This is a genomic window from Pseudomonas sp. BW7P1, assembly GCF_024981055.1.
Taxonomy (GTDB): domain Bacteria; phylum Pseudomonadota; class Gammaproteobacteria; order Pseudomonadales; family Pseudomonadaceae; genus Aquipseudomonas; species Aquipseudomonas bananamidigenes.
Genome location: NZ_CP103374.1, coordinates 4,237,238 through 4,252,629 on the forward strand (window position 1 = coordinate 4,237,238; position 15,392 = coordinate 4,252,629).

A 15,392-nucleotide genomic window follows, 5' to 3' on the forward strand; every position below is an offset into this window, starting at 1 on the left:
TCACTCATAACGTAACGCCTCCGCCGGCTGGGTGCGCGCGGCACGCCAGGCTGGATACAGGGTGGCGAGGAAACTCAGGACCAATGCAGCGGCGCAGACCATGACCACGTCCTGGCTCTGCACCTGCGATGGCAGGTAATCGATGAAATACACATCGGCGTTGAGGAATTTATGCCCGATCACGCCTTCGAGTGCGGAAATGGCGGCGCTGACGTTGAGCGCAGCCAGGATGCCGACCACGGCACCGATAGCCGTCCCGACCACGCCGATCACCGTGCCCTGCACCATGAACGTGCGCATGATCGTGCCCGGCGTGGCGCCCAGCGTGCGCAGGATGGCGATATCGCCCTTCTTGTCGTTCACCACCATCACCAGCGTGGAAATGATGTTGAACGCAGCAACCGCGACGATCAGCAGCAACAGCAGGCCGATCATGGCTTTTTCCATGCGGATCGCCTGATACAGGTTGCCGTGGGTGCGGGTCCAGTCGCGGGCGTAGTAATGGTCTTCGCCAAGCCGCTGGGCGATGTTCCACGCTTCACGCGGCGCCTGGAACAAGTCATCGAACTTCAGGCGCAGACCCTGCACCTGATCAGGCTTCCAGCGATGCAGCTTCGCCAGGTCCTGCAGATTGGTGACGCCCAGATAACCGTCCAGCTCACCGGCGCCGACATGGAAGATGCCGACTACGGTGAAGCGCTTCATGCGCGGGAACATCCCGGCCGGGGTCACGCTGACCTCCGGGGCGACGAAGGTGATCTTGTCACCGACGCCCACGCCCAGCTTGGTCGCGGCCTTGTCACCAATCACGATGCCGAAGCTGCCCGGCGTCAGATCGTCGAGCCTGCCCTGCTTCATGAAGTTGTCGATGATCGAGACGTTGCGTTCCAGCGCCGGATCGATGGCGTTGAGCAACACCTTCGACACCTGGCCGTTGTTGGTCAACAGGCCCTGCATCTGGGTGAACGGCGCGACGGCCGCCACCTGCGGGTTCTGCTTGACCCTGGCGGCCAGGCTCGGCCAGTCGCTGATGGCTTCACCGGACTCGATGGTTGCGTGGGGCACCATGCCCAGCACGCGGGTGCGCATTTCATGATCGAAGCCGTTCATCACCGACAGCACCACGATCATCACGACCACGCCAAGGGCGAGCCCGATCATCGAAGTCAGGGAAATGAATGACACAAAATGATTGCGACGCTTTGCACGGGTGTAACGCGTGCCGATAAATACGAAGAGAGGTCTGAACATGTCGGGGCTTGTTCGGAGGGAAAAGGAACGTCCTTGTGGCGGGGGTCGATAACCAGCTTTACACTCAGACCACCGCCGCTACCATGGGTTCGCCATGTCGACATTAGATGAAGAAGATCGCCGCGAATACTACCGTATCGAGGACACGATCGCACTGGAAATTCGGCCCCTGTCCGCTGCAGAAGCCGCAGGCCAGGAAGTGTTGCAGGATGCTTCCCCGTTATTCAACGTGCTCAGTGAACTGCACCTGAGCGAATTCGAGTCGCAGCACCTGTTGCGCCAGATCAACGAGCGCGACCGTGCCATCGCGGCATTCCTGAAATCCCAGAACAAGCGCATCGATCTGCTCAGTCAGGTCATTGCGCTGACCGCGCTCGGGCAAATCGGCGAGCCGCAACCGGTGATCATTTCGGAGGGCGGTGTCGACTTTCAGAATCCGACGCCGATCCCTGCCGGCTCACGCCTGTCGGTCAAAATGGTGCTGATGCCACAGGCCCACGGCCTGCTGCTGCGCGCCCGGGTCACCCATTGCGACCGCAAGGGCGACGGCTACGACATCGGCACCGAATTCGAACACCTGACCGATGCCCAGCGCCAGTTGCTCGCCCGTTATATCTTGCAAAAGCAGGCCCAGGAACGACGCCTGGCCCGCGAACAGAACGAATCAGGCATTTAATTAAGGAAGAACCGTGACCCTTATCTACGGCCACCGCGGCGCCAAGGGCGAAGCACCGGAAAACACCCTGAGCAGCTTTCAGGAATGTCTCAAACACGGCGTGCGCCGTTGCGAACTGGATCTGCACCTGTCCAAGGACGGCGAACTGATGGTCATCCACGACCCGACCCTCAAGCGCACCACCGACCGTCGCGGCAAGGTGGTCGAGCACACCGCTGCCGAGCTGGTGACTTACGACGCCCGCAAGGGTGGCCCCGGCTGGATCAAGCCCTGCCCGATTCCGACCCTGGAAGAACTGTTCGAAAAGTGTGATTTCGATCACTGGCAGCTTGAGGTCAAAAGCGCTTCGCGCACCCGCGCTGCAACCACCGTTCTGGCCATTCGTGAAATGGCGGTCAGGCACGGACTGCTCGACAAGGTGACGATCACTTCAAGCTCTCGGGAAGTATTGAAGGCGGCGCTGGATCTGGTGCCGGACGTTTCGCGCGGACTGGTGGCCGAATACGCCTGGCTCGACCCGCTGAAGGTCGCGGCAAGTTATGGCTGCGAGATTCTGGCCTTGAACTGGACGCTGTGTACGCCGGAACGCCTGCAGAAGGCGCAGCGTCAGGGGCTGCATGTGTCGGTATGGACCGTCAACGAGCCTGCGCTGATGCGCAGACTCGCCGACTTCGGCGTTGACAGCCTGATTACAGACTTTCCCGGTTTGGCCACTGCCACCCTCGGGAATGGCTGAAATCGGTCTCCCCGGCCGGCTCAGGCCACCGGCCGGAGCCGCTCAAAAAAGCCGGTTGAGGCCGTCGTACGCGGCTACCCGATAGGCTTCGGCCATGGTCGGGTAGTTGAAGGTGGTATTGACGAAGTACTTCAGGGTATTGAGCTCACCCGGCTGGTTCATGATCGCCTGACCGATGTGCACGATCTCCGACGCCTGATAACCGAAGCAGTGAACGCCCAGCACCTGCAGGGTTTCACGGTGGAACAGGATCTTCAGCATCCCTTGCGGTTCACCGGCGATCTGCGCACGCGCCATGCTCTTGAAGAACGCCTTGCCCACTTCGTACGGCACCTTGGCCTGAGTCAGCTCCTGCTCGTTCTTGCCGATCGAGCTGATCTCCGGAATGGTGTAGATGCCGGTCGGCACGTCATTCACGAAACGCCAGCTGCCGTTGTCGACAATGCTGCCGGCCGCCGAACGGCCCTGGTCGTGGGCGGCACTGGCCAGGCTTGGCCAGCCGATCACGTCACCGGCGCCGTAGATGTTCTGCACGCAGGTGCGATAGTTCTCGTCGACTTCGATCTGGCCACGGCTGTTGACCTTGACGCCGATGTTTTCCAGCCCCAACTGATCGGTGTTTCCGGTGCGGCCGTTGCACCAGAGCAAGGCGTCGGCCTTGATCTTCTTGCCGGACTTCAGGTGCAGGATCACGCCGTTGTCCACGCCTTCGACGCGGTCATACTCTTCGTTATGACGCACGGTGATGTTGTTGTTGCTGAAGTGGTAGCTCAACGCCTGGGAGATTTCCGAGTCGAGGAAGCTCAGCAACTGGCCGCGGTTGTCCACCAGCTCGACCAGTACACCCAGACCGCTGAAGATCGAGGCGTATTCGCAACCGATCACGCCGGCGCCGTAAACGATCAGTTTACGCGGGGTGTGGCCGAGGCTAAGGATGGTGTCGCTATCGTAGATACGCGGGTGGTGGAAATCGATGTCCGCCGGGCGATAAGGACGCGAACCGGTGGCGATGATGATGTGCTTGGCCACCAGTTTTTCGACCACGCCGTTGGCGCAGACCACTTCGATGGTCTGCTCGTCGGCGAAGCTGCCGGTGCCGAAGAACACGTCGACGCGGTTACGGGCGTAGTAGCCGGTACGCGAAGCGACTTGCTTGGAGATGACTTTCTCGGCGCTTTTCAACACGTCCGGGAAGGAGAACCAGCGCGGTTCACCGATGGCCCGGAACATCGGATTGGTGTTGAACTGCATGATCTGCCGCACCGAGTGACGCAGGGCCTTGGACGGGATGGTGCCCAGGTGGGTGCAGTTACCGCCGACCTGGCGACGGCTGTCGACCATAGCCACCTTGCGCCCTGCTTTGGCGGCGTTCATTGCCGCGCCTTCTCCCGCCGGGCCGGAACCCAGCACCACCACGTCGTAGTTGTAGACAGCCATGCGTACTCCTCAGAACAGGCCGCGGTGCCAGCAGCACCGGCGGCTAAATCACGCCGGACGACGGCGCGAAGGAACAATTGGGGGCCAGTTGAAAACCCGGACACAGTCTATAGAAGCGTCAACGCCGCGCACATTAACCCTTGGTCGCGTCGTAGGCTACTTTTGCCTGCACTACAACGCCAGTTTTAGCATTGCTGCCGGTCAATTTTTTGCGCCTGCAAGCCTTTCGAACGCCCGACTGGTGCGAGTCACAAAACCTTTATCGGCACGAATCACGAAGAATGCACCAATGTCGTGTTTTTCGGCATAGTCCCAAGCCCTTTCAGGCCCGAGAATCAGCAACAGCGTCGATAGTCCGTCGGCCATCAAGGCCGAAGGATGCATGACCGTGACTGACGCCAGATCGTGTACGACGGGCGCTCCGGTGCGGGCATCGAAGGTGTGGGAATAACGCTTTGCGTCCTGTTGAAAATAGTTGCGGTAGTCGCCGGACGTGGAAAGCCCGTAGCCATCGACATTAATGACGCGCTCCGCTACTTGCTGATCGTCACGTGGCTCCTCCAGTGCAATGCGCCAGGACGAGCCGTCGAGCTTCCTGCCGGACGCCTTGAGCTCGCCCGTGGCTTCGGCCAGATAATCATGAATACCCATGGCATCGAGCCGAGCCGCAATGGTATCGACCGCGTAACCGGCGGCGATACTGTTGAAATCGACCTCGACCGCCGCGTCCTTGCACAACCGGTCACCATCGATACGCAAGTGCCGGTAACCCACCCGCTTCTGCACCTCGGCCAGCGCCGCAGCGCTCGGGACTTTCTCCTCACGCCCTTGCGGACCGAAGCCCCAGAGGTTGAGCAACGGTTCTACCGTCAGGTCGTAGGAACCTTCGCTCTGTTGCGACAGCTGTCCGCCCACCCGGACCAACTCAAGAATCGGTGCCGGCATGATCTGACAGCGACCGGCGGGCAATGCGTTGAAGCGCGAGATATCGGAGTCCGCGCGGTAGGTGGACATCTGCCGGTCGACATCGGCGAGGATCCTTTCCACTTCGACCCGGACGTCTTGGGGAGCGGGCAAGTTGATTCGTCGCACGTACTTGATCGAATACGTGCTGCCCATGGTCGGACCACCGAAGCTTTCCATGGAGTCGCCATTGCCGCATCCGGACAAGACACCGAGAACACTCACGAAAACCAGTATCCGTCCAGTTAACAATTCTTCATCTCCGAGCAAAATCGCGACGGCCATTATGGCCATAGAGCCCGCTCGCTCCCAAACGGATACAACGCCTTCACACAAAATCAACAAGTGAGTACCTGAACATGTCCTCCTCCACGGGCAAAGGCAAAGCGATTTTTCGCGTTGTCAGCGGCAACTTTCTCGAGATGTTCGACTTCATGGTCTACGGCTTTTACGCCACGGCCATTGCCAAGACCTTCTTCCCTACCGACAGCGCGTTCGCGTCCCTGATGCTCTCCCTTGCCACCTTCGGCGCAGGCTTCCTGATGCGTCCGCTGGGGGCGATTTTCCTCGGTGCCTACATTGACCGTCACGGCCGTCGCCAGGGCTTGATCATCACCCTCGCCCTGATGGCGGCCGGTACCGTACTGATCGCCTGCGTCCCGGGTTACGCCACCCTTGGCGTCGCCGCGCCGCTGATCGTATTGTTCGGTCGTTTGCTGCAAGGCTTTTCGGCTGGCGTGGAACTGGGCGGCGTGTCGGTGTATCTGGCAGAAATCTCTACGCCGGGGCGCAAGGGCTTCTTCGTCAGCTGGCAGTCCGCCAGCCAGCAAGCCGCCGTGGTATTCGCCGGCCTGCTCGGTGTCGGGCTCAACCACTGGCTGAGCCCGGACCAAATGGGCGAATGGGGCTGGCGCGTGCCTTTCCTGATTGGCTGCATGATTGTTCCGGTGATTTTCGTGATTCGCCGCTCCCTGGAGGAAACGCCGGAATTCCAGGCCCGCAAACACCGCCCTACCCTGCAGGAAATCGTCCGTTCGATCGGCCAGAACTTTGGCATCGTCCTCGCCGGCATGGCGCTGGTGGTGATGACTACCGTTTCGTTCTATCTGATCACCGCCTACACCCCGACTTTTGGCAAGGCAGAGTTGCACTTGTCAGACTTCGATGCATTGCTGGTAACCGTGTGCATCGGTCTGTCGAACTTCTTTTGGCTGCCGGTGATGGGCGCCGTATCTGACAAGATCGGCCGTAAACCCCTGCTGCTGGCGGCAACGACGCTGGCAATCCTGACCGCCTACCCGGCACTGTCGTGGCTGGTGGCGAATCCGAGCTTCAGCCACCTGTTGATCGTCGAGTTGTGGCTGTCGTTCCTGTACGGCTCGTACAACGGCGCGATGGTGGTGGCCCTGACCGAAATCATGCCGGTAGAAGTGCGTACGACGGGTTTCTCCCTGGCCTACAGCCTGGCCACCGCAACGTTTGGTGGTTTCACGCCAGCCGCCTGCACCTACCTGATCCATGTGCTGGACAACAAGGCTGCGCCGGGAATCTGGCTCAGCGGCGCAGCGGTGCTGGGCCTGATCGCGACCCTGGTGCTGTTCCGTGGCAACAGGCATGCATTGCGTACGGCGCAAACCGTCATCCCCCACTGACCTGAATCGCGCACAAACAAAAACGCCCCGACAATGTCGGGGCGTTTTCATTTGCGGCTAAGGCTTAGCGCGGGAACGCTGGCGGGTTTACGCCGGCCATGTCTTCCATCACGCGAACCACCTGGCAGCTGTAACCGAACTCGTTGTCGTACCAGACATACAGAACGACGCGGTTATCCTGAGTGATGGTTGCCTCGGCATCCACGACACCGGCGTGACGCGAGCCCACGAAGTCAGTGGAAACCACTTCCTGCGAACTGACGTAATCGATCTGCTTGTGCAGTTCCGAGTGCATGGCCATCTGACGCAGGTACTCGTTGATTTCGTCGCGAGTGGTGGCCTTTTCCAGGTTCAGGTTCAGGATGGCCATCGACACGTTCGGCGTAGGTACGCGAATCGCGTTGCCGGTCAGCTTGCCCTTGAGCACTGGCAGTGCCTTGGCAGCGGCAGTGGCGGCACCGGTCTCGGTGATCACCATGTTCAGCGGCGCGGCGCGGCCACGACGGCTGCCCTTGTGGAAGTTGTCGATCAGGTTCTGGTCGTTGGTGAACGAGTGAACGGTTTCGACGTGGCCATTGACGATGCCGTACTGGTCGTTGACGGCCTTGAGCACCGGTACGATGGCGTTGGTGGTGCAGGACGCCGCCGAGATGATCTTGTCGTCAGGCGTGATGTCGCCATGGTTGATGCCGTGAACGATGTTCTTCAGCGCGCCTTTGCCCGGCGCGGTCAGAATAACGCGGGCAGCGCCCGGGCAGGCCAGGTGCTGGCCCAGGCCGTCGGCATCACGCCATACACCGGTGTTGTCGACGATCAGCGCGTTCTCGATGCCGTACTGGGTGTAGTCGACTTCGGACGGGTTCTTGGCGTAGATCACCTGAATCAGGTTGCCGTTGGCGGTGATGGTGTTGTTTTCTTCATCGATGGTGATAGTGCCATCGAACGGGCCGTGTACCGAGTCACGACGCAGCAGGCTGGCACGTTTGACCAGATCGTTTTCAGAGCCCTTGCGAACAACGATGGCACGCAGACGCAAGCCGTCGCCGCCACCGGTTTTTTCGATCAGGATGCGCGCCAGCAGACGGCCGATACGACCGAAGCCGTACAGCACGACATCGGTGCCTTTACGCGCGGAGGCGTTTTGCTGGCCCACGACATCGGCCAACTCTTCGCGAACGAATTGTTCGGCCGTGCGGCCATTGCCTTCAGCGCGGAACTTGAACGCCAACTTGCCCAGATCCACCGAAGCCGCGCCGAGCTTGAGCTCGCTCATGGCCTTCAGCAGAGGGAATGTTTCGTGGACGGAGAGTTCGCTATCGTCGGAAGAACGATGGCGAGCAAAGCGATGAGCCTTGAGAATCGCGATGACAGACTGGTTGATCAGGCTGCGGCCATAGATCGAGCTCACCACGTTGTTATTGCGGTAGAGCTGACCGATAAGCGGAATCATCGCTTCTGCGAGTGCTTCACGGTCGATCCATTCACCAAGACACTGGTCGGGCTTCTGAGTCACGGGAACCTTCCACATGTAGGGGCAGAAAAAAGGGGCTACATTATGCCGCCGAGAACCTCTCGTAGCAATGCGCGCTTGTCGTGCAACCGGTAACAAAACGCCGTCCAAAAAAATAACGCCTCGCGCAAGCCCAGTAAAACCGGGGCCTGCAGCGCAGTCAGTTTTTCGACGACTGTTAGACGATGTCTGTAACCCTCCGTAACACCACTCGATTTCGGCACTACATAATCGTCAAAAAAGTGCCTGTTTTTATGGTTACCACTACATTTTCCGGAAACAGCGAAGATAGACGCAGTCTGCAACTGACAGGCGGCACCGGACGCCGCTACAATTACCGACTTTGTCGCAACGCCTGGAGCTCAACCTTCCGTGCCTGTTCTGCGTCTACCGCTTCTCCCTGCTGCGGCAGGTAAACAGCACTGGGGCAATCTGCCCGGTGCTGCACTGAGCCTGGCCATTGCCGAGGCTGCCAGCGCTGCCAAGCGCTTCACGTTGCTGCTGACCGCCGACAGCCAGAGTGCCGAACGGCTGGAGCAGGAACTGAGCTTCTTCGCCCCGGATTTACCGGTGCTGCACTTCCCCGATTGGGAAACCCTGCCCTACGACCTGTTTTCGCCGCATCAGGACATCATCTCCCAGCGCATCGCCAGCCTTTACAGACTGCCGGAGCTGGAACATGGCGTGCTGGTGGTGCCGATCACCACGGCCCTGCATCGTCTGGCACCGACCAGGTTCCTGCTCGGCAGCAGCCTGGTGCTGGATGTCGGCCAGAAACTCGACGTCGAACAGATGCGCACGCGGCTCGAAGCCAGCGGCTACCGCTACGTCGATACGGTGTACGAACACGGCGAGTTCACGGTACGCGGCGCACTGATCGACCTGTTTCCGATGGGCAGCAAACTGCCTTATCGCATCGATCTGTTCGACGACGAAATCGAAACCCTGCGCACCTTCGACCCGGAAACCCAGCGCTCCATCGACAAGGTCGATTCGGTCAAACTGCTGCCGGCCAAGGAATTTCCGCTGCAGAAAGAAGCGGTCACCCGTTTCAAGGCGCGTTTTCGCGAGCGCTTCGACGTCGATTTCCGCCGCTGCCCGATCTTTCAGGATCTGAGCAGCGGCATCACCCCGGCCGGCATCGAGTACTACTTGCCGCTGTTCTTCGAGGAAACCTCGACCCTGTTCGATTACCTGCCCCAGGACACTCAGGTGTTCTCGCTGCCAGGAATCGAGCAAGCGGCAGAAAACTTCTGGAACGACGTGCGCAATCGTTATGAAGAACGCCGTGTCGATCCGTCACGTCCGTTATTGCCACCCGCCGAGCTGTTTCTGCCGGTAGAGGATTGCTTCGCCCGCCTGAAGAACTGGCCGCGCGTGGTGGCCAGCCAGCAGGACGTGGAAACCGGTGTCGGCCGCGAACGCTTCCCCGCGCAGGCACTGCCGGATCTGGCGATCGAAGCCAAGGCCACGCAGCCGTTGGCCGCGCTATCCAGCTTTCTCGACCAGTTCCCGGGACGCGTGCTGTTCACTGCCGAGTCTGCTGGTCGTCGCGAAGTGCTGCTGGAGTTGCTGGATCGACTGAAGCTGCGACCGAAAACCGTCGATAGCTGGCCAGACTTCGTCGCGGGCAAGGATCGCCTGGCGATCACCATTGCACCGCTCGACGAAGGCCTGATGCTCGATGACCCGGCACTGGCACTGGTCGCAGAAAGCCCGCTGTTCGGCCAGCGCGTGATGCAGCGTCGTCGCCGCGAGAAACGCGCCGACGCCAACAACGATGCGGTGATCAAGAACCTCACCGAATTGCGCGAGGGCGCGCCGGTGGTCCATATCGACCACGGTGTCGGCCGCTATCTCGGCCTGACGATTCTGGAAATCGACAACCAGGCCGCGGAATTCCTCACCCTCGAATACGCCGAGAACGCCAAGCTCTATGTGCCGGTGGCCAACCTGCATCTCATTGCCCGCTACACCGGCAGCGACGATGCCCTGGCCCCGCTGCACCGACTCGGCTCGGAGACCTGGCAGAAAGCCAAACGCAAGGCTGCCGAACAGGTCCGCGACGTGGCCGCCGAACTGCTCGACATCTATGCCCGTCGCGCCGCTCGCGAAGGTTACGCATTCGCCGATCCGAAAGCCGATTATGCGACGTTCAGCGCCGGTTTCCCGTTCGAGGAAACTCCGGACCAGCAAGCCACCATCGAAGCCGTGCGCGAGGACATGCTTGCGCCGAAGCCGATGGACCGGCTGGTCTGCGGTGACGTGGGTTTCGGCAAGACCGAAGTGGCCATGCGCGCCGCGTTCATCGCCGTGCACGGCGGCAAGCAAGTGGCAATCCTGGTGCCGACCACCCTGCTCGCCCAGCAGCACTACAACAGTTTCCGCGACCGCTTCGCCGACTGGCCGGTGACCGTTGAAGTGATGAGCCGCTTCAAGTCGGCAAAAGAAGTGAACGCGGCAGTGGCCGAACTGGCCGAAGGCAAAATCGACATCGTCATCGGCACCCACAAGCTGCTGCAGGACGACGTCAAGATCAAGAACCTGGGTCTGGTGATCATCGACGAAGAACACCGTTTCGGTGTCCGCCAGAAGGAACAGCTCAAGGCCCTGCGCAGCGAAGTCGACATTCTGACCCTGACCGCCACCCCGATTCCGCGCACGCTGAACATGGCGGTGTCGGGCATGCGCGACCTGTCGATCATCGCCACGCCGCCGGCGCGACGCCTGTCGGTGCGCACCTTCGTCATGGAGCAGAACAAGAGCACGGTGAAGGAAGCCTTGCTGCGGGAACTGCTGCGCGGCGGTCAGGTTTACTACCTGCACAACGACGTGAAGACCATCGAGAAATGCGCCGCCGAACTGGCCGAACTGGTGCCGGAGGCGCGCATCGGCATCGGGCACGGGCAGATGCGCGAGCGCGAACTCGAACAGGTGATGAGCGACTTCTACCACAAGCGCTTCAACGTGCTGATCGCCTCGACCATCATCGAGACCGGCATCGACGTGCCGAGCGCCAACACCATCATCATCGAGCGCGCCGACAAGTTCGGTCTGGCGCAGTTGCACCAGTTGCGCGGTCGCGTCGGTCGCAGCCACCACCAGGCCTACGCCTACCTGCTGACCCCGCCACGCCAACAGATCTCCGGCGATGCGGAAAAACGCCTGGAGGCGATTGCCAACACGCAAGACCTCGGCGCGGGTTTCGTACTGGCCACCAACGACCTGGAAATCCGTGGCGCCGGCGAACTGCTGGGCGATGGCCAGAGCGGGCAGATTCAAGCCGTCGGCTTCACGCTGTACATGGAAATGCTCGAGCGCGCGGTGAAATCGATCCGCAAGGGCGAACAGCCAAACCTCGATCAACCGCTCGGTGGCGGCCCGGAAGTCAACCTGCGGGTGCCGGCGCTGATTCCGGAGGATTACCTGCCGGATGTGCATGCACGGTTGATCCTCTACAAACGCATCGCGTCGGCCACCGACGAGGAAGGCCTCAAAGACCTGCAAGTGGAGATGATCGACCGCTTCGGCCTGCTGCCGGAACCGACCAAGAATCTGGTGCGCATCACTGCATTGAAATTACAGGCCGAACAGCTGGGCATCAAGAAGGTCGATGGCGGCCCGCAGGGCGGCCGAATCGAGTTCGCCGCACAGACCCCGGTCGATCCGATGACCCTGATCAAGCTGATTCAGAGTCAGCCAAAACGCTACAAATTCGAAGGCGCCACGATGTTCAAGTTCCAGGTGCCGATGGAGCGCCCGGAAGAGCGCTTTAATACTGTGGAGGCGCTGTTCGAGCGCCTCCTCCCGAAAACTGCTTGAAGGACGCCGCATGCGCCTGTTTCGCTCACTGACTTTGCTGCTGACCCCGCTCTTGATGACGCTGGCGGCACCCTCGGCGCTTGCCGATGACCTCTATCAGGTTGAAATGATTCTGATACGCCAGAACGCCGTCCCCGCCATCATCAGCCGTGCCGCACCGGAAGACTGGGCCGCCGGCGCCAGACGCCTTGACGATGCCAGCCTGCGCACGCCCGCATTGGGTGAAGTTGCCACCAAACTCGCTGCCAGCGGCGAATACAGTGTGCTGATGCACAAGGCCTGGCAGCAGCCTCTGGGCGAGTCACCGACCAAAGTCGCGATCAGCGACGGCAAGGAACAGTTCGGCCAGTTTCCCATCGAGGGCACGCTCGAAATGAAACTCGGGCGTTTCACCGACGTCAACGCCGATTTCTGGGTCAACCAGATCGACGCCAACGGCATGGTCACCGCCAGCGAACGCCTGAAACAGGACAGCCACACCAAAAATGGCCAGCTCAACTATCTGGACAACGGCCACCTGGCCATGCTGATCAAGATCACTTCGCTGACGGCGCCAGCGCCTCGGGAAGCACCTGAATCCATTCCGGACTGATCGAAGTCCTCATGCCCCCACCTCTGAGCAAACCGCTGGCTTCCTCCTGGGTCAGCCGGTTCAAGGAACAAAGCCTGGAGCGTGGCCGCCGCTACGCTCTGGAAAACCGGGTGCGGATCGTGCAGGTCGGCGACGCGACGATTACCGCCAGTTGCGAAGGCTCTGGCGGCAACCTCTATCGTCAGACGATCCACATGCGCGAATCGGCCAAAGGCACCCTGCTGATGGTCGACGCCACTTGCACCTGCCCGGTTCACAGCAACTGCAAACACTGTGCAGCGGTATTGCTGCACGTGCAGGAAACCCTCGAATACCCTGCCGCCACCAAAGACGCCGAACTGCTGGAAAAACTCCAGGCCGTCCTGGAAAACCGCGGTCCCAAGGCGTCGCCACAAGTACTGGTCGACAATGTACAGCCGGTGCCGCGCCTGTGGCTGGCCAGCGTCGAGTTCAGCGCCTTCGAACCGCGCAATGGCAAGATGCAGCGCTATATCCAGCACCGTGCGGCACTGTCGTTCAGTTATCTGGACGAATACGTCAGCGGGCAGAAAAACAGCGACATTCTGATACGCCAGGAAGCTCAGACACTGCGGGTCAAACGCCACCCGGAGGTTGAGCAAAGCTACCGCGAACAACTGCGGATTCTCGGCTTTCGCATAGCCACAAGGCAGAGCAAGGCTCTACCGGAAAGCGCCGGCGAACTCTATGAAATGGTCAATGATAGCGCCTGGCTGACGTTTACGCTGAACGACCTGCCGAAGCTGCGCATCCAAGGCTGGGAACTGCTGGTAGACGATGAATTCGGCTTCGACCTGACTGCCGTGGACGACTGGTACGCCACCGTCGAGCAGACGCCAGAGCGCGACTGGTTTGATCTGGAGCTGGGTATCATCGTCAATGGCGAACGCTTGAGCCTTTTGCCGATCCTGCTCAACCTGATGCGCTCGCACACAGAAATCCTCAACCCCGAACGCCTCGCCCGGCGCCGGGACGATGAGCTGATTCTGGTGAACATCCCGCAACGCAACAGTGAGCACGGCCCCCTGCAGGTCGCCCTGCCGCTCGGCCGGTTGAAACCGGTGCTGGCGACGCTGGGTGAGTTCTATCTGCAAGAGCCGGGCGAAACCTCCCTGCGCCTGAGCAAGGCTGACGCCACCCGCCTCAATTCGCTGGAAGACATCCCCCTGCTGTGGGAGGGCGGAGAACAGATTCGCAGCTTCGCCCAACGCTTGCGCGATATCCGCGACTATAACGCCGAAGCGCCGCAGGGGCTGAACGCGACACTGCGCCCTTATCAGCTCGAAGGCTTGAGCTGGATGCAGTCGCTGCGGCAACTTGAAGTCGGCGGGATTCTTGCGGATGACATGGGTCTGGGTAAAACCCTACAGACCCTGGCGCACATTCTCAGCGAGAAAAACGCCGGGCGACTGGATCGACCCTGCATGGTAGTGATGCCCACCAGCCTGATCCCCAACTGGCTGGATGAAGCGGCACACTTCACACCACAGCTCAAAGTGGTAGCCCTGTACGGCGCCAGCCGCAAAAAGCATTTCGAACATCTGGCCGAGTACGACCTGATCCTCACGACCTACGCGCTGCTGCCCAAGGATGTCGAGCACCTGTCCCGGCAACCGCTGCACGTATTGGTGCTGGACGAGGCGCAGTACATCAAGAATCCGAACAGCAAAGCCGCCCAGGCCGCCCGCGAATTGAACGCCCGCCAGCGCCTGTGCCTGAGCGGAACCCCTCTGGAAAACCACCTGGGCGAGTTGTGGTCGCTGTTTCACTTTCTGCTGCCCGGCTGGCTCGGCGACGTCAAAAGCTTCAACGCCGATTACCGCGTGCCGATCGAAAAACGCGCCAGTGAGGTCAGACTTCAACACCTCAATGGCCGGATCAAACCGTTCCTGCTGCGGCGCACCAAGGAACAGGTCGCGACCGAGCTGCCGCCGAAGACCGAGATCATCCACTGGGTCGACCTCAACGAGGCCCAGCGCGATGTGTACGAAACCATGCGCCTGGCGATGGACAAGAAGGTGCGCGACGAGATCACCCGCAAAGGCGTGGCGCGCAGCCAGATCATCATTCTCGAAGCGCTGCTCAAGCTGCGGCAGGTCTGCTGCGACTTGCGCCTGGTCAACGATGCCACCCTGCCCGCCCGTGGCAGCACCTCGGGCAAGCTCGACAGCCTGATGGAAATGCTCGAAGAACTGTTCGAGGAAGGACGGCGGATTCTGCTGTTTTCCCAGTTCACTTCAATGCTGTCGCTGATTGAGGAGGAGCTGAAAAAACGCAATGTTGCCTATGCGCTGCTGACAGGACAGACCCGGGATCGGCGCACCCCCGTGAAGGAATTCCAGAGCGGCAAGCGTCAGATCTTTCTCATCAGCCTGAAGGCCGGTGGTGTTGGCCTGAACCTGACAGAAGCGGACACCGTCATTCACTACGATCCGTGGTGGAACCCGGCGACGGAAAACCAGGCTACCGACCGCGCCTATCGCATTGGCCAGGAAAAACCTGTGTTCGTCTACAAGATGATTGCGCGAGGAACGGTCGAGGAGAAGATTCAGCATCTGCAACGGGAAAAATCCGACCTGGCGGCTGGCGTGCTGGATGGCCGCAAAGCCGGAGACTGGCAACTGCAGAGTGATGATATCGAGGCGTTGTTCGCACCGTTGCCGGACAAGTTCGACAGGCGCTGAAATTTTTGTCGTTTACCAGATCGATTCGCGGGCAAGCCCGCTCCCACAGAG

At 60.6% G+C, this 15,392-nt stretch carries 10 protein-coding genes; 6 read left to right on the forward strand and 4 right to left on the reverse strand.

Annotated features, from left to right (window positions below; translation table 11 throughout):
- Positions 1–1,251 (reverse strand): lipoprotein-releasing ABC transporter permease subunit, encoded by a 1,251-nt coding sequence (locus NWV16_RS19045; RefSeq protein WP_065260716.1) that lies wholly within the window; start codon positions 1,249–1,251, stop codon positions 1–3.
- Between the two features lie 94 nt (positions 1,252–1,345).
- Between NWV16_RS19045 and NWV16_RS19050 the strand changes: the two genes are divergently transcribed.
- On the forward strand, positions 1,346–1,927 hold the full coding sequence (locus NWV16_RS19050) for a PilZ domain-containing protein (RefSeq protein ID WP_065260715.1): 582 nt from the start codon (positions 1,346–1,348) through the stop codon (positions 1,925–1,927).
- A gap of 13 nt (positions 1,928–1,940) precedes the next feature.
- Entirely contained in the window at positions 1,941–2,663 is a 723-nt protein-coding gene (locus tag NWV16_RS19055; protein WP_260520322.1) for a glycerophosphodiester phosphodiesterase family protein, read from the forward strand.
- A 42-nt stretch (positions 2,664–2,705) separates the two neighbouring features.
- Here the strand turns inward: NWV16_RS19055 and sthA are convergent, their stop codons facing one another.
- Together sthA and NWV16_RS19065 are read right to left on the reverse strand one after the other, a co-directional pair.
- Positions 2,706–4,100 (reverse strand): Si-specific NAD(P)(+) transhydrogenase, encoded by a 1,395-nt coding sequence (gene sthA, locus NWV16_RS19060; RefSeq protein WP_065260713.1) that lies wholly within the window; start codon positions 4,098–4,100, stop codon positions 2,706–2,708.
- A 201-nt stretch (positions 4,101–4,301) separates the two neighbouring features.
- The gene (locus NWV16_RS19065) at positions 4,302–5,348 is read right to left on the reverse strand and encodes an FAD:protein FMN transferase (RefSeq protein WP_260523553.1); all 1,047 of its coding nucleotides are present in this window, start codon (positions 5,346–5,348) and stop codon (positions 4,302–4,304) included.
- A gap of 74 nt (positions 5,349–5,422) precedes the next feature.
- Here NWV16_RS19065 and NWV16_RS19070 point away from each other — a divergent pair, with 74 nt between their 5' ends.
- Positions 5,423–6,715 (forward strand): MFS transporter, encoded by a 1,293-nt coding sequence (locus NWV16_RS19070; protein WP_260520323.1) that lies wholly within the window; start codon positions 5,423–5,425, stop codon positions 6,713–6,715.
- Positions 6,716–6,779: 64 nt separating this feature from the next.
- On the opposite strand, the gene NWV16_RS19075 is transcribed toward NWV16_RS19070, so the two are convergent.
- Positions 6,780–8,243 carry a glyceraldehyde-3-phosphate dehydrogenase gene (locus NWV16_RS19075; RefSeq protein ID WP_260520324.1) on the reverse strand — a complete coding sequence of 488 codons (1,464 nt, stop codon included), beginning with the start codon at positions 8,241–8,243 and terminating at the stop codon, positions 6,780–6,782.
- 354 nt (positions 8,244–8,597) lie between these two features.
- Between NWV16_RS19075 and mfd the strand changes: the two genes are divergently transcribed.
- Genes mfd through NWV16_RS19090 form a run of 3 tightly spaced genes read left to right on the forward strand, consistent with a single transcriptional unit; the run spans position 8,598 to position 15,341 of the window.
- Positions 8,598–12,047, forward strand: coding sequence for a transcription-repair coupling factor (mfd, locus tag NWV16_RS19080; protein WP_260520325.1), 3,450 nt, complete (start codon positions 8,598–8,600; stop codon positions 12,045–12,047).
- Positions 12,048–12,057: 10 nt separating this feature from the next.
- Complete coding sequence (locus NWV16_RS19085; protein ID WP_260520326.1) at positions 12,058–12,639, forward strand: peptidoglycan binding protein CsiV; 582 nt, start codon at positions 12,058–12,060, stop codon at positions 12,637–12,639.
- An 11-nt stretch (positions 12,640–12,650) separates the two neighbouring features.
- Entirely contained in the window at positions 12,651–15,341 is a 2,691-nt protein-coding gene (locus NWV16_RS19090; RefSeq protein ID WP_260520327.1) for a DEAD/DEAH box helicase, read from the forward strand.
- The last annotated feature ends 51 nt before the right edge of the window (positions 15,342–15,392 follow it).